The following is a 19,374-nucleotide window of genomic DNA, read 5'->3' on the forward strand; positions in this document are numbered from 1 at the left end:
CTTCCAGACGTGCGTGAGAGCGTGACCGTTGGAGGGGCGACCCTCCAGGAGCACACCAATGCCAGTGAGCGTCGAACTGTCCGGCGATCTCTTCGCAACGCTTCAAGACCAGCACGGTGGGACCGCCCGTGACGCCGTCGAGGACGCCGCGCTGCTGTACCTCACTCTCGAAAACCCCGAGGAGATGATCGAGGGCATCGAGAGTTCTGACGACATCGCAGCTGGACGGGATCGTGACTCGGAGTAGAGTCTGAGTAATCCGGCTCCCACCGTGCCCCTACTATTTTCTCCTCTCGCCGACAGCTTCGTGTATGGATCGCCGCGCGTATCTAACAGCGGTTGCGGCCACGATTGGGATGGCTGGTTGCAGTGGGGGCGACGACGAGACGGACTCCTCTCCAACAGCCACGACGACGCCTGCACCAGCGTCTCCGACGTCAACGGAGGAAGGTACCCCAACACCCACGCCGACAGCGACACCCACCGAGACAGACACACCTACGGAGACAGACACGCCTACGGAGACAACCACGACCGCGTCGCCGGCCGAGTTCGAAGTGGTGGGACTGTCTCTCCCAGGCCAGGTTGCGGCTGGTGAGTCGTATCGGATCGAGATCACGATTCGGAACGCTGGCGGGCAAGACGGCACGTGGCAGGGAGATCTCTACGTTCGACCGCGATCTGGCGATCGCGTCAGAGAGTGGGAGACGCCATCCACAGTCCAGGTCTTCGTTCCTGCTGGCGAAACACAGACCTGGGAGAGCGAACCTGTCTCCCTCGACCAAGCTGGATATACAATCGACTACCGCCTCGGTGAAAGCGGCCCCATCACTTCGATAGAGGTGACTGGTAATACGGCGCCGATCATTCAAGACGTCAATCTCGTTTCCGAGTGGGAGAACTATGGCGATGCTGTCGAGAAAGCTCTCTCTTCGGCGACGATCGGCGAGCCGATCACGATCGCGTGGCGCTATCAGTACTACGTCGAGAACTCCACACATCACGTTTTCGAGCAGTGCCGGGTCTTTGGACCCGACGGCAATCGGGTGACAATGGACCAGTACGAGGACAATCAGATCGCCTCAAAGAATGGCTGGGGCGTCTTCGAACACGGGATGACCTTTACGACGACGAATGCTGATCCGGGCGAGTACACTGCTGAAGTACTGCTTCGCGATGAGACGGGCGACGGGACATCCGAAGCAGCGACGGTGACGTTCACGCTCGAAGAACCCTCAAACTCCTGAGTCGCCACTCCGGATCCGACCGCCGGGGTGGCCACCCCGTCGTTCACCACCGACTGCGAGACTGTTCCGCAACACCGAGACATCCGTGCCCGCTGTTACTGTACTCTCACCCCAACAAGGCAGCCGGGCGTCTGACGGGAATATTTGAAGTCACAGAACGCACAGAACGATAGGAGATCATGACACGCCGAATCGGCATCACGAACCAGAAGGGGGGCGTCGCGAAGACGACGGACACGATCAACGTCGCCGGAGCGCTCGCTGCACAGGGCGAGAGCGTACTCGCGATCGATATGGACCCACAGGGCTACCTGACCCATCGCCTCGGCTATGAGGACGCCTACGCGTCCGATCCACCGTCACTGTACGATGCGCTCGAATCACCGAACGAATACGACGTTGCTGATCTGGTCGTCCACCACGAAGAGTTCGACCTCCTGCCGGCGAACATCGACATGTTCCGCCTGGAGCAGGACCTCATCGCTTCGGGGATGCGACCACGGATGCGACTCCCCCTCCTCCTCGAGGGCGTCGATGAGTGGGACGTCATCCTGATCGACGCCCCACCGTCACTCGGCCCACTGAACGACAACGTCGTCCTGGCGACCGAGGAGCTCCTGGTGCCGGTCGAGGCCGACGACAGTTCCCAGCTGGCGCTGAACCATCTCCTCCGGCAGCTGGACACGTTGGAAGACAACTATAGCACGACGATCGACATCGCCGGCGTGATCGTCTCGAACGTCAGCTACCCCCTGGACAACGAGCAGGAAGCGGCGATCGAGTGGTACGACGAGCGCTTCGAGGGGCACGTTCCGGTGTGGGTCGTCCGTACGCGGGCGGCAATCAAGCGAGCCATGAAAGAAGGCGGATCGGTGTTCGCAGACAACGCCGAGGAGGTAGACATGACCGACGTCTTCGCGGAGATCGCGACGGAGGTGGCCGATGGCTGACGAGATCGACGACCGGCTGAGCCGTCGGTTCGAGACCACCGAAGACGATCGCGACCAGGAGGACAGCGACGACGCACCCCAGCAGTTGGAGGCCGAAATGAGTTCCATAGAATCACAGACTTCCGAGAACGACCAGACTTCACAGAACGCACAGAACGTCAAGAAGGAATGGAACGTCCGGAGTTTCTACCTCGACGACGACCTCAACAGTAGCCTCTCGACAGCGTTCAAGCGCCTGGATCTGGAGCTCTCGGAGTCTGACACTGATATCGATCTCAAGAAGACTCGCCACTTCTACCCGCTCCTCGTCGAACTCGGTTTGGAACGGTTGGAAGAGATGGACATCACAGAAGTCACAGAACGACTGGAAAGCAAGGACTCGGTATAGCGTCATGTAGTCCATTGGGGTGAAAGTGTGACGGAAAGAGATTAGTAGCACTACTTCTAACTGTAATACAGGAATGTCCAGTAATACTGACGACGGGGAAGTTATCCGCGTGTCCAGGAAGGGGCAGGCGACGATCCCCAAGCAGCTGCGTGAACGGTTCGGCATCGACACGCCAGGAAAGGTACTGATCCACGAAGAGAATGGGAGCATCGTGGTCGATCCCCTCCCCTCGGTCGAAGAGATGCAGGGCGTCCACGCCGGACGCTACGAGAAGGGTGAGGTCCTCGAGCACCTGCGGGAGATGAAAGACGAGGACAAGCAGCTCGAACGTGAGCGCGACGAGAGACTCGAACGCCATCAATGACGGATGGCAAGTGGAAGCCCACCTATTCACGGGTGGGTCCGAGCGACAGCACGGCCCGACAGTCTACACGCTACGGCTCGTCTGGATGTTCCACATTGTCGAGTCCGGTTCTCACTAACTCGATGTATGCTTCGGTGAGAGTCTGGTCAGTGTCTTCGGCCCACTCTTTCACTTGGCCGTGGAGCGACCACGGAATATCCACGTTCGGACGCATCAGTGACAAGACTTTAGGACCACAAGACCATAGAAGTTGGTGTCGTGAGGCGAACCAACACGTTTGCGGTGCGGCCCCGCTCCGAGCAGGACGAGCGACTGCTCCGCGACCTGTTGGACGCCTCCGCCAGCCTGTGGAACGAGTTGAACTACGAGCGCCGCCAGAACTTCTTCGACGGCGAATCGGTGTGGGACACAGCCGACTACCGCAAGCAGTACGTCGGCGTCCTCGGCTCCGCCACCGCTCAACAAGTCATCCGCAAGAACAGCGAGGCGTGGCGGTCGTTCTTCGCCGCCCACGAGGATGGCGAGGACACTGCCCCACCGGGATACTGGGGCAACGAGGACGAGGGACGGGAGTTGCGAACGTACATCCGCAACGACCAGTACACGTTGGAAATGGGCGACCGCTCCCGTCTCGAAATCCCGGTCGGCTCCGACCTCAAGGACGAGTACGATCTCGGGCATACCGAGCGCCTACGCCTCGAAGTCGCAGGCGCTCCGAAGTGGGATGGCAAGCAGGGCCGGTTAGAACTGTACTACGACGAGTTGAGCGACCAATTCAGAGCCATTCAACCTGTCACGGTAGACAAATCTCGACAGGACTCATCATTAGCCGACGAGACGGCTGCTCTGGATATCGGCGCAAACAACATCGTCGCCTGTACGACCACGACCGGCCAGCAGTATCTGTACGAGGGGCGCGACCTCTTCGAGCGATTCCGCGAGACAACACGAGAAATCGCACGGCTACAGTCGAAGCTCCAGGAGGGGCGGCACACGTCGAAGCGGATCCAACGCCTGTACCGTCGCCGGACCCGCCGGCGCGACCACGCTATGGACGGGCTCGCCCGCGATCTCATGGATCGACTGTACGCCGAGGGCGTTTCGAGGGTGTTCGTCGGCGACCTCACCGACGTGCTCGAAACACACTGGTCGGTGCGGACGAACCAGAAGACGCACAACTTCTGGGCGTTCCGCGCGTTCATCGACCGACTTGCGTGCACCGCCGAAGAGTTCGGCATCACGGTCGAAGTTCGAACGGAAGCGTGGACGAGTCAGACGTGTCCGAACTGCGGTTCAACCGACCGGACGACGCGGCATCAGGACACCCTCACGTGTCCGTGTGGCTTCGAGGGGCACGCCGACCTCACGGCGTCAGAGACGTTCCTCAGGCGGCACGAAACAGACGTACCACGGCCGATGGCACGGCCCGTGCGATTCGAGTGGGACGACCACCAGTGGTCGGAGTTACCATACTCTCACGAAAGTCCCAAAGAAGTGCGCACAGACCAGAGTATCCTACAATCGGTGTAGGAGAAAGTCGCTCGTGTGGTGGTTCGGCATGAGCCGAGACCGCCAACGCGAGGAATCCTCATCCCTTCAGGGTGGGGAGGATGTCAAGGACTTCGTCTTCGACACAGAGCCGCTCATCGCGTATTTTTACGACGAACCCGGCGCTTCCGATGTGACCGAGCGGCTTCAGACGATCGAGCGAGAAGAGGCGACCGGCGCGATCTCCCACGCGACCGCCACCGAAGTGGTTTACAAAATCGCACGTTTCGAAACCGGTGACCCGAACCGAACCCCACCTGGCGATGACGAGTTCGATGTCGGGGAGCAGGATCTGCGCATTCTCCGCGGCTATGGGGTGACGATCGAGACGCCCTCCTGGAGCACCGTGGCCCGGATCAAAGGCGCGGGTGGTATCTCACTCGGCGATTCGTACGCTGCCGCGCTGGCACTCGAAGAGGAAGCGACACTCGTCGTTGGAGCGGACCCAGAGTTCGGTGACCTGTCTGAGGACATCGACCTGCATCAAATCCGCGAAAGCCCTGTCTGACCCGTACTGGATACCTGTTTCCCTGCCTCAACCCTACCCTCACGTCCACACGAACGGGTCCGCACGGCGCTGTTCTCTCGTTTCGCCAGTTCTTCGCTACACGTGGTCAGCGAACCAGTCAGGCGCGCCTGTGTACTCTGCCCAGCAGTGCTTGTGACACGGCTCGCCCCGCGGGTTCGGGATCGCCTCGTCGAGATCGACCTGGTCGCCACAGAGATCACACTCCGCACTGTGGCCATGCATCCGCTGGTCAGCTGAGAGGTTCTTCGTCTCGATGTAGAGTTCGTGTAGCGAGCGCGGCGTCAGCCGGACGAGGACTTTCTCTCTGTCGTTGTCGTCGCGCTTCTCCGGTGTGTACGTCAGCACCCAATCCTGCCCTTCCTCACCATCGCCAGCTGGCCCAAGCGAGACTGTCTGTGCCAGCTCGTCGGGAACGTAGTGCCATTCGTTGTCGGCGAAGCGAGGGTAGTGGCCCTCCGGACGTGGATCCTCTGGATCGACGTCATCATTCTCCGTCATGGGAAATCACTCTCTGGGATCATGAGGAACGATGGATACATCATAGTTCCCGTCTCGTAGCACTCAAGCGCGAAGCCAACAGCGACGGTCCGAACGCCTGAATCTTCCAGTCCATCCTCAATGACATGGATTGAGGGTCGAGCTACCGAGGGCTGTTACAACGGTCATCACCGCGCGCGAGGCGATACAAAGTTCGCCAGTATCTCACTCGCCAGCGGACGATTCGTGGAACGACCGCCCGGAGCGAAACTCGGTGAGTTCATCGATGCGATCTTCGAGTTCGTCGATCTCTTTGCGAAGTTCCTCAGCTTCATCGCCCTCTGTGGCTGCCAGCTGGTCTTTGAGTCCCTGGAGGCGTGTTTCCTTCTCGTCTTCGTCAACGTCAGCTTTGCGTACGTACTCGGACTGATCGATTTCGTAGACGTCGTCCTCAGCGAGTTCGGTCACGTCGAGGGCGTCGTCAACCTTGTCCGGATCAACGGTAGTGAGTCGTTCGCGTTCGATGCCAGCGCTCTCGAAGGCGTTCAGCACCAACGCATCGTCTTTGAGTGAGCGATTCCGACGCGTCGTGCGCTGGACGGAGCCAAACTGTCCGCTGACGGGTTGGTCGTGATGGAGTCGATCGAGGAGGATACTCCGGATGTCCTTGCGCAACGCGTTGGCGTTGCGCTGGACGTCCGAGAGCAGCGTGTAGAGATTCACGAGAGCGGGCGTCTCCGCATTTTCGAGAGTAGCAAGATCGTGGCGTTCGAGGGCGTCGATAAGCAACAGCGCGTCCGCATAGACATCGACGTCCGGCTCGGCGCGCTCCTGGTCGGCGTCGTCAGCACTCGCTTGAGCTTTGACGAGTGGCGAGCCCGTGGAATTGTCACTCTCAGCAAGCGTGCCGTCGCGGTCGTTGACTTCGAAGCGAGGGTGCAAGGAGAGCACAGTCGCGTACGGCTCGGCGTCCGGCGGGAGACGGTCGAGGTCGAACGCGCCGTGTGTGTCCTGGATCCGCCGGTAGAGTGTCTCGAACTGATCTTGCTGGAGCGGGATCGACTCATCATCATCACGATATTGGATTACTACGCGGGATTGCTGGACGTCGGTGACAGTGAACGCTTTCCGCGACAGAGGCGTGACGAGGGTCGCATCCGAGGGTAACTCGTCGAGATTGTCGAGGAGGTTGTGCCACGTCGCAGTGAAGCTCATATCCGAGCATAGCCCCGGTCGGTAGAAAATTATGGGTGTCCCGCAGGTCCCGCTGGCGACGAGACGTACTACGACGGTGGCCAAAAGTGTGCGATTGTGCGCCGGTTTGGGGCGGCGTTCTTTTTCACTAACGTCGTTCTTAGTCCAAATTCTCGTGTGATTGGACAGTCTCGTATACTTCTGGCAGTGCTGTTTCTCGCACGGTCATCGTCACGTGATCGCCGGCTTCAGCCCGCTGGTTAGTGACAATTGTGACGGCCTCGATCGGCTGCCGGCGGAGAAACGACCAGATCCGTTCGAGCCAGGAGGGTCGTCCGCCCTTCCGACAGACCAGGACGTACCGAGATTCCGCGGCAGCAAGCTCACGAACCTCATCAGTCAGGTTGTGCTCATCGAGTTCGTCCGGTGGAACCACAAACAGAACTTCTCCCTCCAAGATCTCAGTCATGCGTATGCAGTAGATAGCGGTCTATAGAAACGTTGCTCACCCGAGCGCGGTTCTCAGTACAGTGACCGCACCGATCGAGGCACGCGTCGAGAGCCAGTTACCGGTGTTCATCAATCCATTCGCAGAACGCTTCGAAGTCCGCCGCCCCTGCATCATCGGCGATATCGTGGAGTGTGCCAATACTGATCGAGTCGTGGGCTGGAACGGTCACAATGCGGGGGGCTGTATTCTCGTGGCTTTCCGGTGGATCCCATCGTAGAATCAGATGGTCGCCAGTCGTACGCACGTGCCGGAAGCCACCAACGTTGACGAGTACTTTGTATATGTCTTCGCCGGAAAAGTCTCTCGTCACCATCGCTACTGCAAGACATCGGGGAGTTCGCCGTCCTGGGTTCGAGCGTCTTCGGGATCGACACCCAGCTCACGAATCTCGTCGTCGGTCGGGGGCTGACCGCCGTCGCCTTCTACTGCCTCGACAACGGCGTCGAGATTGTCGAGTGCGCCATCCCGACTCTCGCCCTGGGCAGTCACTCCGACGCGAAGGTCACGGGCCGTCCACTGCCCGTTCGGATTCTTCAGCAACCTGATCTCTCGATCAGGTGTATCTGCGTCACCCGAGTCGGCTTGCGCCATATCCACGTGTACTTTGCCAGGACGCAAAACGTTTCGGGCTTCACCAGTGCCACACTTCGTCAGTGTTCGATACGCACACCTACTGAGTAGGTAATTTACCTCCAGCAATCTTGAAATCAATCATCTTGTAACCTGTTCTATGACGCCCTGGTTGAACGCCACGCTCATCTGATCCAGCTGTATCTCATGGTCGAGTTGGGCTACGAACTGCCGGATTTGGACGATCTGTTGCTGTGGGCGTCACGAAATCCAAATCCACACAGAGATCGGTTACGCGAGCAGGTTGAACGAGGTGAGTTCGGCTTTGACCGCCACTAAACTAGAACGAATGATTCGATTCCCCATCACCGCACACACGACGTTGCCGAAGGGGTTCACTTGCTATGCATCACTGTACACACTTCCACATCGTGTCCGCGTCGCGGCGCGGCCAAGAGGTGCCGAAACGTGGACGATTGCCGACTGCCCACGAATACACGCCGCCGAAAGCGAAAATTGTCTGTACTGATACGTGGGAGTCACAGATGAACACCGCTCCGGCCGCGATAACCGTACGAACACCAAGACATAGCCATCCTAATGCGAGAGTTCAGCAAAATCGCGCTCTAGGTCCTACAAAGCCCCCGCAACGGAATAGTAGCGGAAAACATAATCTGAGAAGGCAATTAAACACATCCTGTGAGGGATCCCGATGAGTAGACAACCGGATTCTCCCCGTCAAAGCGATCTGGAGGAATTCCAGTCTGCTACGCGAACGGGCTCCACTACCCAGGATACGTCCTGCACCCCAGCTGAGAATCCCGCGTTTGCAGGCGAACACGAGTCAATACAGCCGACCGGCGTCGCTGCATGTGATATTTCAGCTCGCGTCGGTGGGATCCATGTTCTAGGTGTCCTCCATAGACGGCCGTTTACGATCGCCCGATTAACCGGTGCAATCACTCGGTACAAACCCGACGTCGTTGCAATTGAGGCCTGCAGTGAGGCAATCTCACAGTATCACCCAGACAATCACGATGCGACGTGGCCGCCGAGCGATGAGCTTGAAGCGGCTGGGTACGCCACGGATCGCATCTGGGACGTACGTCTCGCCGGTATTGACACCCAAGAGTACGAAATCGGGGACGAGTTCGCACAGTACGACAGCGAGATCTTCACAGAATTAGGGCTTATTGAATCTGAAGACGAATTAACGCCCTCTACGTACCACAACTTGGATTTAGCGACGATTCGCCGATGGCGGGAGTTGACAAAACAGCGTGACCCGGAGGCTTTTCAGACAGTCCTTGCTGACCGCGACGAATCTATGGCCGGATATCTTCACGCACTCGCAGACGAAGATGATATTGAGACGATCGTCGCAGCAGTGGGGGTTCAACACCTCCCAGGTATCCTTGACCGTCTCGTTACACCATCGCAAATCCCGTCCGAACAAATTGAGATCCCACCGATCGCCGACTACCGATTGTTCGGAAAGGAGTCAGCAACACAATACAGTCATATCATATCCTGGTAGGATCTCGATATCCGGAGCGCACTCCAATTCGGAGCGTGCATCGAAGCCGCTGATCGAGTCAAAACACGCGAACTGACCATCTTCTGGTTCCTTCTACTCAGGCGCAACCACGTCCTCGCATACCGGACATTCGGCCCAGATGCCCATCTCACCAGTGTCCTTCTCGTATTCAACCAGCAGCCACGCCTGAGTGATTCGCTTGCCGCAGTCCGGACAGCGACCCAGGACTCGCGTGTCGTCGTCGCTCATGAAAGGGGAATGGAAGGAGCGTGTGACAGGTTCCTTCCGTTGGTCTCTACAGCGTCTTTGAAGGTAAGTTTTCTGCGAAATCCCCCACACTGAAACACATTATCTGCTGTAACGAGCTACCAGTATCATTAACTCGGTGCCGCTGGAACCTTAGAAACCCATGAGTGTCCGGGCGGTCCTCGGTCGGCTACTCTCTGGTGATGGCACGGAGGTAGTCGTGGAATGTCGCCAATGCGGGGCGAATCTGACCCCGGATGCAGATGAGTGTCCAGAATGCGGGTCAGACGAGATCGTCCGTTATCGGATTTCTGAATAGGCTGTGGTTGAAGAGTAAGATACTATCCGCAATACTTTTGTTGTATTACTTTCTATGTAATACTAGGAGTAATGCCACGCGTCACTACCAAAGGTCAGGTTACTATCCCAAAGAAAATCCGAGAGGCGCTCGGGATTGAGCCAGGAGATGAGGTCTCGTTCGAGCAGACTGAGTCTGGCTACAAATTACGGAAGGAAGAACCGACGACAGCAGAGGGTGACGACCCGTTTCAAAAATACCGAGGCAGTGCGGATAGTAGTGAGACGATGCCCGACCGTATGCGCAGGCTCCGCGGGGAATTTCCTCGCGACGTCAGCGATGAGGATGATGAAAACAATGATTCGGGGGCCAAGACGTGACAACAGCGGTCGATACGAACGCGCTCATCGCACTCCTGTACGAGGATGAGTATGCGGGTGCGAGTGAAAAGGCACTCCGACGTGCCTATCAAGAAGGAAGGGTCGTCGTTGCGCCAATTGTGTACGCGGAACTCGCCGCGGACGGTCACTTTGATACGACAGACGACCTCAATCGATTTCTCGACGACTTCAGCATCCAGCTTGTGGAGCCATCACGTGAGGCTCTTTTCGAGGCAGGGAAGGCGTTCCAGCGCTACACCGAGCGGCGGCCAGATGGCCTTCAATGCCCTTCCTGTGGAGCAAAGCAGTCGGTCACATGCGAGCAGTGTGACACGGCGCTCTCACCGCGCCAGCACATTGCGGCTGACTTCATCATTGGAGGGCATGCGAGCGTCGATGCCGACTCACTGGTAAGCTTTGATGAAGGATTCTACAACACGTACTTTTCTTCGTTGACTGTCCTGCCAGATCTTCTCGATGAGATGTAGACGGTCGTCGGTTTTCTCGTTAACCCTACGGATTCGAGTATTCTTCTCGTCGATTCAACTGGGATCGATTTCATTGAGTGCTTCGGTAGCCACGTCGCCGAGTTCCCCTGCTTCAATATGGGAGTATCGCTCACGAACCATCTCCTCTGAGTTGTCCAAGTACCGGGCGGCGACAGTGTACCCGAACGCACGGACGAGGACTTCGCCCATTCCGCGCCGACCGCCATGGGGTGCGAGGTAGTCGTGTTTCGGATGGTCAATGTCGATCTCTGCGGCTTCCGAGAGTCGCTGGAGAATCGACCGTGCGCCGTCAGTCGTGATCGACGGCGGCCGAATATCCTCGTCGAGCGCCAGCAAGAGGTCACGAGCGTACTCATTACGTCGCTTGCCGATCGCATCCAGGCGCTCCCCTCGGTCAGCCAGTTCATCCTGAACGAGTTCCGCAAGCGTTCGTTGGTCGAACGTCGGGAACACTGGCCACCGCTCCGTGGGTGGATCCATTATCTTTTGATAGCTCTGTAGCGGCGAGATAACTGGATCGGGGAGGCTCGCAGCGTCCCACTGCTGTTTCTTTCGGTAGACGTCCATACTCCCGTCTTCCAGATCGATATCTTCCCATCGAACCCCACGCCGACGTGGGTCGTTTGGGTCCCGCAGGAGTTCGCCTACCCGGACAGCGGTGTAGGCGAGAACGAACACGAGGGCACGGTCACGAGCGGCCTTGAGGGCCGTGTAGCGTGCTCGCTGTCTGTCGAGTGGAGCGGCATCTTCCGGAAGTGTCGTGTAGGTCTCGATCGCCTCACGAGCGCGTTCATCAACGTGGCGGGTGAGGGCGTGGCGCTGTTCGGATGTCCAGGCTTGCTGATCTCCGGGCTTGCGGCCATCGTCCTCGGGAAGCGGTGCCATCGCGCTTGCCCGCTGGGCGTAATGGGCCTCAAGGTATCCCTCGTTAACGCACCAACCACACCACGCAGAGATATAGCGATAATAGGTTTGGACGGTATTCTGCTTGAGGCCGCGATCTCCGCTAAGATGTCGGGCGTACTCCCGAAAGACGCGTTCATCGAGATCCTCAAAGGCGGGTTCGCGGTCGGCGTCAGCGGGAACGATTCCAGTCCAGTCGTCGGCGCCGCGCTGACCAGCAGCCCACTCGGCGAACCGTTCGAGTTCGCGCGCCGCATTACGTCGGTAGTTCCCACCGTCGCCACCACGACCCTTGCCCTTGTCCTGGAGGTAGCGCTCGAAGGAACTCACGAGTGACTGATCGGAGCTGTTTCGAGGTGTACCGGAGGTCATAATTCCTCGTTCGTATACTGGTATGTCGGACGAACGGCTTCGAGGAGTTCTTCAACAATCTCCCAAAGGATCAAGGATGGGGTCTCGTGTTCGAATGTGACCCCCCATCGATCCTCTCGATTGGCGGCTGAGTACTGGAAATGCGCTTGTCCAAGATCCGGATGGTCCTCGTCTTGGTGCCAGCCGGCGTGAAAGCCCGTGTTTGGGTCGGTATAGTTGATACGGAACCAATCGTCTGGATTCTGTCGATACCACTTGACAGTCAGTTCTGGGGAATCTGGGCCTGTCGGGGGATCGAGGCGAACCGGATCGAAAATTGCCTGCAGCTGCTTGGCTTCGATATCATTCGGATCGAACTCGACCGCCGTAATCTGTGGGACGCGATCAAGAACGTCCCGCTTCATCTGAGCATAGAGATTCGCGTTCGGATCACCGCCTGGATGCGGGACCGACATCGCTAGCTGCTGGCCTCAGCAGACTCTGTCGTCGGAGCGAGGAAGTCCCATTCGCGGATGGCGAAACCAACGATCTGGATGCGCCGCTGGAGGTGCTCCCACTCACGAGCAATCTCACGGCGACGATCTTCCTCTTCAGCGTCAAGGGACTCGTCAGCGAGGGTTCCGCGAAGCTGGTTCGGTGACTCAACGCTGAATTCGTCCTCCCAGTCGCGGATTTGGGTCTTCATATCGGCGAGACGGTCTGTGAGTTCTTCGACAGTGTGCCCGCTGTCTCGAAGACGCATCGCCTCCTGCATCGCTTGACGGCGATAATCAGGGTAGTACGTCGTGTGGGTACCGCTGTCGTCACGATGCAGTATGCCATCATCGACGAGTCGTTCGAGGACTCGCTTCGTCGGTTCATGTGACCAGCCCGCTTCAGAAGCGATCCAATTAGCCGTCCGCGGCTCTGACAGCTGACGGGCGGTCATCCGAACGCGGTCTTCGCCCGTAGTCTGTTGGTCCCGGATCCCAGTTTCTTCAGTCATGTCCTCCTATTCAGTCTGTATCTTAATATAAGTTGAGGTCAATAATTCTATATTGAAGGAAAGGAGATTACCGAAATTCGTCGGCTGTGAGCGATTCGAGGTATATGACGCTGACGTGCCAGAATTCGATACTGTTGCTGAAACCGTGCTGTGACAGGAGTGTTTCGACCGCTCATCCAGCCGGTTTGTCGGTTGCCAGAAGAACGACGTGGTCAGCTTCTGAGTATCAAGGAGTTGTGCAGAAAGGCCGAAATGATCGCATCCGCTTTTTCAGTACTGTCCCTCATTACGGTCAGCCTCGTGGTGATCAAGTAGCATGTTTCGCACATCATCGTCGAAGCGAGCAGAATCGTCTCGCTCCCTTCGTAAATAGTAATCCCAAAACATACTTATATGAATAGGGGATATACTTTACAAAGATGCTGACGAAGGCCAGCCTTGCATTAATAGACACGCTCAACGCTGGTCGTGAAGCAACTCCAAACGAACTCGCATCGGAAACTGGGTTTTCGCAGGATCACATCTACGAAGTGCTAGATGAGTTGCTCGCATCTGGGCTACTTACCGAATCTCGTGGCTCGAAGAATCGACGTCTCGTCCGGGTGACTGATCATCCGGTCGTTGAGTCGTATCGAGATCTCCGTTCGAAGCTGAGTCATATTAACTGGACTGAGATCCTTTCGCCAGCTACGCTTCGGGTGTGCTGGTATCTCGACGAGCCACGCCGAGCGACCGAAATTTCAGATCGGCTCAACATCACCCGGCAGGGCGTCCATAACGCGCTATCGCCGCTCAAGCACCGTGCAATGCTTTCGCCGTCTGGGCCCGAATACGCGTTGACCGATGATCTCTCGCCGTTGCTGACGTTCGCGCGGGAAGTCGCGGCTCACGAACATCGCTCACGGGTTCGCGAACTTGCTCCGAGTGCAACTGTGGAGTGGTCCGATCCAGAGCGGGCACTCGTTCGCGTCCAGACGTCCGAGGATACGACTGCACTAGAGTCGGCTACTGAGTGGCGGGTAACTGGACTCGCGCGATTTCAGGAGTACGGCTTGCAGTTCTTCCTCGCAGGTGAACCCGCATTCTGGTACGCTCCCGATGAGGATCTCACGGCTTCGGAGGTAGTGTGCCATACCCTCCTCCTCGATAGCGGCTCTCGCCGTGTCAGCTATTCGATGCTGCTTATCGAGAAATTGGATATCGACAAAGAAACCCTTACAGAAACGGCAACGTGGTACGATCTGGAGACAGTGGTAGCCGCGATGTACCGTCCTCTTCACGATGAGTTCGAGACTGCTGATGACCTCTCGATCATCCTCCCGAGTGAACCAGAATTTACCGCTCTCAAAGAGCAGTACGGTGTCTCATGACTGTGTTCAAAGGTGGAGATGCGATCAGAGCGTTCCTCGAAGAGTTCGACAGTTGGCTCTCGCCCCTCGTGGAGTATCAAAAGATAAGCTCACGCCCCATCTCAGAACGTTTCAACTCCGCCGCTCTAATAGGAAGCCAGGTTACAAACTCAGCTTTGAACGTTGAAGTAGGATCGTGACGTAGGCAGTAGCGAACACGGATGATGCCGATTACGGACTTCTTGTCGTGCACGCGTGTATTCGACGAGTTCGAGTCGCTGTCACCCGCACAACGTCAGCACGCGAAAACCTACGCCACAGGTCTTGTTGCAGCCAGCAACAAGACCGTGGCAGGCATCGCACGCGAAGTCCTTCCAGCTGGAGACAAACGCGCTCTCAACAAGTTCCTCACCGAGTACAACTGGGACGAACAGCAATTCAACCACGAACGCCTCGAAGAACTCCAAAAACACGGTGAAACACGCTGGTCAAAAAATGGCTACATCATCCTCGACGACACGATCACCGAGAAAGCCGGGGACGAAGTCCCCGGCGTCGGCCACTTCTACGATCACGCTGAAGGTGACACTGTCTGGGGCCAAGACATCATCTACGCCTTCTACGCTGACGACAAAACCGCCTACCCACTCACCTTCCGCCTCTACGAAAAACAGGACGAAAACGACCAAAATCACGACACTAAGTACGATCTCGCCCGTGAGATCGTCACCGAACTCGAAGACGAGGTAGGTGTCCCGGCGGACACCTACCTCTTCGACTCGTGGTTCGCTCACGATTCTACCCTCGTCGAACACATCGAATCCTACGGCAACGACTGGATCGGCCCGCTCCGGAGCAACCGACAGGTAACCTACGCCGGCGAAGAGATCAGCGTCGATGCGCTGGCAGAGCGCATCGACACCGTCGAACGTAACGTTGAGGACGAGACCTACCACATCTGGACGAAGAAGCTTCCCGTCTCCCAACTGGGAGACGTGAAGCTGGTCATCGCCGAGAAAGAAACTGACGAAGACGAAGAGAACCCGGTCAAATACCTCGCCACGAACAAGATCGACGCACCGACCGAGCACGTGATTCGCTCTTACGGAATGCGGTGGCGCATCGAGACGTTCTTCGAGGACTCGAAGCAGGATCTCGGCTTGGGAGACTGCGAGATGCAGACTGACGAAGGTGCCAGTCGGCACTGGCACCTTCTGATGGCTGCCTACAGTCTCGTTCGTCTTGATCCCGATTCGAGAGCCTTGGGGACGGTTCGCTCGAAAGCGTCATCGCTTCGAGCGAACCTCGAACATTCCCTGAAGGAAGCCGTTTACAACCTGCTCTCGTGGGTTCGAGACAACGATGATCGTGGCGTCGATGACCTTATGAAAGAGATCGATCACCTTTTCGTTCACTCAACAGCCGACGCTAACGTTCAAAGCTGAGTTACAAAGCGCTCAAACGTGCACTTGATGCCGCTCTCGAATAATCAATCACCTGCTTCTCAAGAGCGAAGATCTATTCGTCTGCGTGGCGCCGAGGCTCCTCACAACTAGACTGGGCCATCCGGGAGGATGCTTCCCGATCTTTCTGGAGCTGTTCTTCGGCCTGGCCAGTAATCTCGGCCAGCTCTTCAATCGAAGGGATGTCTTCTAGCACCATTCAATCTGTTTCTAGATTTATGACCTACACGAATATGGTTTTCGCCAACATCTGATCTGCACCATCTCACTTCAAGCTGATCTACCAAAATTCGTCGGCTGTGAGCGATTCGAGGTATGCGACGCTGACGTACCGGAATTCGATACTGTCGCTGAAGCCGTGCTGTGGGAGGAGTGCCTCGGCTGCTCGTCCAGCTGGCTTATCGGTCGTCAGAAGAACAACGTGGTCTGCTTCCCCAGTATCAAGTACCTGAGCAGCAAGTCCAACGAGTGCTGTATCCGCTTTCTCGATGATATCCTCGTCTCGATCGGTCTCGTTGGCAATGAACCGACGTACCTCGTCCATCACCGTCGAGACGAGTGGATTTGCGTAGTCAAGCTCTTCTGCGACGACGATCCAGCCGTCCTCGAATCCATCGGCATAAGGAATATCCCCTGAGGGATATTTGTCTGCTGCAGGATTGCCTCCGAGTTCTTGGTAGACGCGTTGCGGGATACGCAACGAGACTCCTGCCTGTTGGAGTGCCCGCCGAAGCCGTTGAAATTTGCTCTTGTCCGGCCCACCGCACCGGACGAAAACGCCGGTATCGGCGATATAGACCGTCGTCATGCAACCGCGTCGGTGTATTCGGTGGCAACCGGTTCCAGCGCCTGGAGAATGATCTCGGTTTCAAGCGGTGAAAGATCAAGTTCCCGTGCTGCAATCCGATGGTTGACCGTCCCGTCGACGTACTCGTAGGCGTACTCAAGTGCGACAGCAAGACCGTCGAGGCCATGGCGCTCGATATAGACATCGATGTCCTCATCCTCGTCGCGGCGGGCGACAGCTTCGATAAGCGCCGGCGTGATCGTTTGGGTCTCGTTGTCGGTCGAAAGCGTGAGTGTAATCGACTCAGCGTCGTATCCGTATGGACGTTGATTATGGGTTTTGTCTACTAAGCCTGCTGTTTCGAGATTCTGGACATAGTCGTATGCGGTCCCCTGTGGGATATCGATCGTATCGACGATCTCTGATACGGTAACCGGTCCATGTTGCAAAATGTAGGCGTACAGCCGCGCGAGCGCAGGCTTATCAAGGAGGTCGGCAACCGTTTGTAACTGCTGAATTGGTGGTTGGCCTGACCGAGGAGGTGATTGCGCCATCTTGATTACGAATTATAGAGAATTCGTGATAAGCCTTCCGTCGACAGAATGCGACTCGCGACCGATCTAATATTCGCAGAGAGACAACACTTTCAGCGGTTCTACCCTGAGGGAAGCACCGTCGTGAGGTGGTTGCAGCATTCGTGCTTCACCGACAGCGGCGGGGTACTTCAAAGTGGTCGTGATTATTGAAGTAATCACGACCAGATGACTATTCACCAGAAGTGCCGAATTCCCGCAGTATCAGTGCTAATAGCCGAGAAATCGGATTTATAAATTATATGCCGCTATACTAAAACTGAGGCAGGGAAGTTGAGACTACAGCGGGTATAGCGGGTCTGTAATGCGTGGTTTCGGCCAAATCGAAAAGAGAATCTGCGTCAGATCGCTTTCTGAACGACTGTTCTTATTCTACAATTGACTGATTTAGAGGATTTCCAAGACTCTGGATAGTGTCGCCACTCAGAAGCCGTGCTCTCACGGAGAGAGACCCTCGCTATCCGATTCCCGTTTCTTTCTTTACCAGCGTCAGCATGTTATCAGCCGTCACGATCGGCGAGTGCTCGTATTCACCGGTCAACTGTACCTGCACGAGCAAATCAACTGCCCGCCAAATCGAGTACAACAGACAGGCGAACGCGAAATAGAAGAATCTCAATCCGAAATCTTTCGAGGTTGTCGCACCCATGAACCGCTTGATCGACTTGTAGCCGCTCTCGATCTCCCACTGGTAGCCATACTCCGAGAGAAGGCCACTCTTCCGATTCGTCATGAACACCGAATACTGCCGATGATCGGTGTGTTCGGAATTCTCCTTCCGCCGATAGATTAGCGTCGTCGAGTGCCACTCGTTGTCGGCCAAGTGAAATTTTCGATCAGTCTCGTAGCGGTCCTTCCCCCGCTTGAGAAGTCGTTTCGCCTGCGCTTTTTCGCTGGTCTGCATCCGCTTCGGAACCACATAGGAGAGGCCACGCTGGCTGATCATCTCCAGGATGTTCTGACTGTCGAACTCCCGGTCCATCAGCACATTATCGACATGAACAGTCGCCTCTGCCGAGTCCAAGAGGTCCTCGACAATCTCCTTGCGCGTATCGCCTTTGCGTACCGGGCGCGCATCGAGGACTATCGGAACAGCATTCCCGACCAGTTGGATTGTCGCCCACTGATAGGCATACTCGTCGGTTTTCTCCTTCGTCCCAATAATCTCGTCTTCGTGGCCGGCTCGATCACCGGTGAACGGGTCGGACTCGGTAATATCGATGGCAACGATGCCGGCCCGAAAGAACTCCTCCGTGTCTGCGACTCGATCCAAGAGTCGGCTCACGGCTTGTCGATACATCTCCCGAATCTGTTCGATCGAGAGGTCGCGTACATGCTCGCGATGGGCGTGGCCGAGCGGCGTCCGCTTCCGACTAGACTCGTGAATGAAGCTGCGAGCGCCTTCGTTGACGGCAAGGTTCTCTCGAAGTCCGAGATAGGTCTGGAGATCCCAGTAGGCGTTCTCGTGGATCTCACAGCCCTCACCACGGTCCAATGAGAACGCTGGGAACACAACCCGGCTTACGTGCTCAGTGACTGTCTCAGCTTGCTCTAATACGGTCTGATCATCGGGGTCCGATTCTTCATTCTCATCATGGTGTCTGCGGCTCTGCCGTTCTGGTTCTCGTGGAACAGAGACACCCGCATTTTGGGCTTTGATGAGGATGGTACGCGCTGCCGTCTTGATGGTATCCTGGAGTTCAGTAGTGAACCGATGGTGCCAGCTGCGCCACAGGGTGGATTGGTTCGGCACCGACTCCAGGCCGAGTTGATTACAGAGATCGGGATGCTGGGTGAGGTATTCGACGAGCGCGGTTTCGTGGTCCCAGTCGTAGAGTTCCTTCAGCAGGAACAGGCGAAACAGCGTTGCCATCTCGTAGCTCGTTGACCCCGCATACCGGTCGTGGGCATCGAACTGGACGTATGCGAGCGGCACTGCGTGGACGAATGGTTCGACGGCCTCGTGAGCGTCATGCTGGAACCATGTTTCCGCAACGAGGCGAACATCCGATTCCAGCGCTGAGAGGGACGAGCGATCGAACAGCGGGCTCGATTCGTAGGTGGGCCAGTCAGCGTAGGATCACTGGGCGATCTGCTGGAAGACAGTGCGGCGAGACTCACGTGTCAGGGCCACGGCGGGATGGTGGCGACGACACACTCAAGTATTCGTCCAA

23 protein-coding genes and 2 pseudogenes are annotated in these 19,374 nt (G+C 57.0%); 13 read left to right on the forward strand and 12 right to left on the reverse strand.

The features are described 5' to 3' along the window. Nucleotides 1-58 precede the first annotated feature (58 nt). The 7 genes from HTIA_RS14160 to HTIA_RS14190 all read left to right on the forward strand — a co-directional run bounded on the left by HTIA_RS14160 (nt 59) and on the right by HTIA_RS14190 (nt 5,005). Nucleotides 59-247, forward strand: a complete 189-nt coding sequence (locus tag HTIA_RS14160) for a hypothetical protein (protein WP_008524813.1) — start codon at nt 59-61, stop codon at nt 245-247. A gap of 64 nt (nt 248-311) precedes the next feature. After that, nucleotides 312-1,247 carry a hypothetical protein gene (locus HTIA_RS15520; RefSeq protein ID WP_021029760.1) on the forward strand — a complete coding sequence of 312 codons (936 nt, stop codon included), beginning with the start codon at nt 312-314 and terminating at the stop codon, nt 1,245-1,247. Nucleotides 1,248-1,426: 179 nt separating this feature from the next. Beyond that, the gene (locus HTIA_RS14170; RefSeq protein ID WP_008524809.1) at nt 1,427-2,197 is read left to right on the forward strand and encodes a ParA family protein; all 771 of its coding nucleotides are present in this window, start codon (nt 1,427-1,429) and stop codon (nt 2,195-2,197) included. Further along, nucleotides 2,190-2,585, forward strand: a complete 396-nt coding sequence (locus HTIA_RS14175) for a hypothetical protein (RefSeq protein ID WP_008524807.1) — start codon at nt 2,190-2,192, stop codon at nt 2,583-2,585. The genes HTIA_RS14170 and HTIA_RS14175 overlap by 8 nt, the downstream gene beginning before the upstream one ends. 73 nt (nt 2,586-2,658) lie before the next feature. Next, complete coding sequence (locus tag HTIA_RS14180) at nt 2,659-2,949, forward strand: AbrB/MazE/SpoVT family DNA-binding domain-containing protein (RefSeq protein ID WP_021029759.1); 291 nt, start codon at nt 2,659-2,661, stop codon at nt 2,947-2,949. A gap of 258 nt (nt 2,950-3,207) precedes the next feature. Next, entirely contained in the window at nt 3,208-4,479 is a 1,272-nt protein-coding gene (locus HTIA_RS14185) for an IS200/IS605 family transposase (RefSeq protein WP_044951341.1), read from the forward strand. A gap of 28 nt (nt 4,480-4,507) precedes the next feature. Further along, the gene (locus tag HTIA_RS14190; protein WP_008524800.1) at nt 4,508-5,005 is read left to right on the forward strand and encodes a PIN domain-containing protein; all 498 of its coding nucleotides are present in this window, start codon (nt 4,508-4,510) and stop codon (nt 5,003-5,005) included. Nucleotides 5,006-5,101: 96 nt separating this feature from the next. On the opposite strand, the gene HTIA_RS14195 is transcribed toward HTIA_RS14190, so the two are convergent. From HTIA_RS14195 to HTIA_RS14215, 5 genes are all read right to left on the reverse strand, one after another. Beyond that, a complete protein-coding gene (locus HTIA_RS14195; RefSeq protein WP_008524799.1) occupies nt 5,102-5,524 on the reverse strand; it encodes a hypothetical protein in 423 nt (140 codons plus the stop codon). A gap of 204 nt (nt 5,525-5,728) precedes the next feature. Beyond that, nucleotides 5,729-6,718 (reverse strand): hypothetical protein, encoded by a 990-nt coding sequence (locus HTIA_RS14200; RefSeq protein WP_008524798.1) that lies wholly within the window; start codon nt 6,716-6,718, stop codon nt 5,729-5,731. A gap of 139 nt (nt 6,719-6,857) precedes the next feature. After that, the gene (locus HTIA_RS14205) at nt 6,858-7,166 is read right to left on the reverse strand and encodes a DUF7526 family protein (protein WP_008524797.1); all 309 of its coding nucleotides are present in this window, start codon (nt 7,164-7,166) and stop codon (nt 6,858-6,860) included. Between the two features lie 97 nt (nt 7,167-7,263). Continuing rightward, nucleotides 7,264-7,521, reverse strand: coding sequence for a type II toxin-antitoxin system HicA family toxin (locus tag HTIA_RS16020; RefSeq protein ID WP_008524796.1), 258 nt, complete (start codon nt 7,519-7,521; stop codon nt 7,264-7,266). A 2-nt stretch (nt 7,522-7,523) separates the two neighbouring features. Continuing rightward, nucleotides 7,524-7,799 (reverse strand): type II toxin-antitoxin system HicB family antitoxin, encoded by a 276-nt coding sequence (locus HTIA_RS14215; RefSeq protein ID WP_008524795.1) that lies wholly within the window; start codon nt 7,797-7,799, stop codon nt 7,524-7,526. Nucleotides 7,800-7,949: 150 nt separating this feature from the next. Here HTIA_RS14215 and HTIA_RS16510 point away from each other — a divergent pair. Together HTIA_RS16510 and HTIA_RS14220 are read left to right on the forward strand one after the other, a co-directional pair. Continuing rightward, a pseudogene (locus HTIA_RS16510) lies at nt 7,950-8,117 on the forward strand (IS4 family transposase); the annotation flags it as partial. 373 nt (nt 8,118-8,490) lie between these two features. After that, nucleotides 8,491-9,315 carry a TraB/GumN family protein gene (locus HTIA_RS14220; protein WP_008524794.1) on the forward strand — a complete coding sequence of 275 codons (825 nt, stop codon included), beginning with the start codon at nt 8,491-8,493 and terminating at the stop codon, nt 9,313-9,315. Nucleotides 9,316-9,408: 93 nt separating this feature from the next. Here HTIA_RS14220 and HTIA_RS16920 read toward each other — a convergent pair whose 3' ends face one another. Beyond that, a complete protein-coding gene (locus tag HTIA_RS16920; protein ID WP_008524793.1) occupies nt 9,409-9,564 on the reverse strand; it encodes a DUF7837 family putative zinc-binding protein in 156 nt (51 codons plus the stop codon). Between the two features lie 387 nt (nt 9,565-9,951). Between HTIA_RS16920 and HTIA_RS14225 the strand changes: the two genes are divergently transcribed. Continuing rightward, nucleotides 9,952-10,239 carry an AbrB/MazE/SpoVT family DNA-binding domain-containing protein gene (locus tag HTIA_RS14225; protein ID WP_008524791.1) on the forward strand — a complete coding sequence of 96 codons (288 nt, stop codon included), beginning with the start codon at nt 9,952-9,954 and terminating at the stop codon, nt 10,237-10,239. Further along, nucleotides 10,236-10,727 (forward strand): type II toxin-antitoxin system VapC family toxin, encoded by a 492-nt coding sequence (locus HTIA_RS14230; RefSeq protein ID WP_008524789.1) that lies wholly within the window; start codon nt 10,236-10,238, stop codon nt 10,725-10,727. Before HTIA_RS14225 ends, HTIA_RS14230 begins: the two co-directional genes overlap by 4 nt. A gap of 54 nt (nt 10,728-10,781) precedes the next feature. Here the strand turns inward: HTIA_RS14230 and HTIA_RS14235 are convergent, their stop codons facing one another. Genes HTIA_RS14235 through HTIA_RS14245 form a run of 3 tightly spaced genes read right to left on the reverse strand, consistent with a single transcriptional unit; the run spans nt 10,782 to nt 13,008 of the window. Then, the gene (locus HTIA_RS14235; protein ID WP_008524786.1) at nt 10,782-12,023 is read right to left on the reverse strand and encodes a tyrosine-type recombinase/integrase; all 1,242 of its coding nucleotides are present in this window, start codon (nt 12,021-12,023) and stop codon (nt 10,782-10,784) included. Beyond that, complete coding sequence (locus HTIA_RS14240; RefSeq protein WP_021029758.1) at nt 12,020-12,478, reverse strand: hypothetical protein; 459 nt, start codon at nt 12,476-12,478, stop codon at nt 12,020-12,022. Before HTIA_RS14240 ends, HTIA_RS14235 begins: the two co-directional genes overlap by 4 nt. A gap of 2 nt (nt 12,479-12,480) precedes the next feature. Then, on the reverse strand, nt 12,481-13,008 hold the full coding sequence (locus HTIA_RS14245; protein ID WP_008524784.1) for a DUF7342 family protein: 528 nt from the start codon (nt 13,006-13,008) through the stop codon (nt 12,481-12,483). A 419-nt stretch (nt 13,009-13,427) separates the two neighbouring features. Here HTIA_RS14245 and HTIA_RS14250 point away from each other — a divergent pair, with 419 nt between their 5' ends. Together HTIA_RS14250 and HTIA_RS14255 are read left to right on the forward strand one after the other, a co-directional pair. Then, nucleotides 13,428-14,378, forward strand: a complete 951-nt coding sequence (locus HTIA_RS14250) for a helix-turn-helix domain-containing protein (protein ID WP_008524782.1) — start codon at nt 13,428-13,430, stop codon at nt 14,376-14,378. A gap of 200 nt (nt 14,379-14,578) precedes the next feature. Next, complete coding sequence (locus HTIA_RS14255) at nt 14,579-15,802, forward strand: IS701-like element ISHti12 family transposase (RefSeq protein WP_044951347.1); 1,224 nt, start codon at nt 14,579-14,581, stop codon at nt 15,800-15,802. 298 nt (nt 15,803-16,100) lie between these two features. Here the strand turns inward: HTIA_RS14255 and HTIA_RS14260 are convergent, their stop codons facing one another. The 3 genes and pseudogenes from HTIA_RS14260 to HTIA_RS14270 form a co-directional block, all read right to left on the reverse strand. Then, on the reverse strand, nt 16,101-16,628 hold the full coding sequence (locus HTIA_RS14260; protein WP_008524878.1) for a hypothetical protein: 528 nt from the start codon (nt 16,626-16,628) through the stop codon (nt 16,101-16,103). Next, entirely contained in the window at nt 16,625-17,161 is a 537-nt protein-coding gene (locus HTIA_RS14265; RefSeq protein ID WP_021029711.1) for a DUF7437 domain-containing protein, read from the reverse strand. The genes HTIA_RS14260 and HTIA_RS14265 overlap by 4 nt, the downstream gene beginning before the upstream one ends. A gap of 496 nt (nt 17,162-17,657) precedes the next feature. Next, nucleotides 17,658-19,334 (reverse strand): annotated as a pseudogene (locus tag HTIA_RS14270) (transposase). Nucleotides 19,335-19,374 lie beyond the last annotated feature (40 nt).

This window comes from Halorhabdus tiamatea SARL4B (assembly GCF_000470655.1).
GTDB lineage: Archaea > Halobacteriota > Halobacteria > Halobacteriales > Haloarculaceae > Halorhabdus > Halorhabdus tiamatea.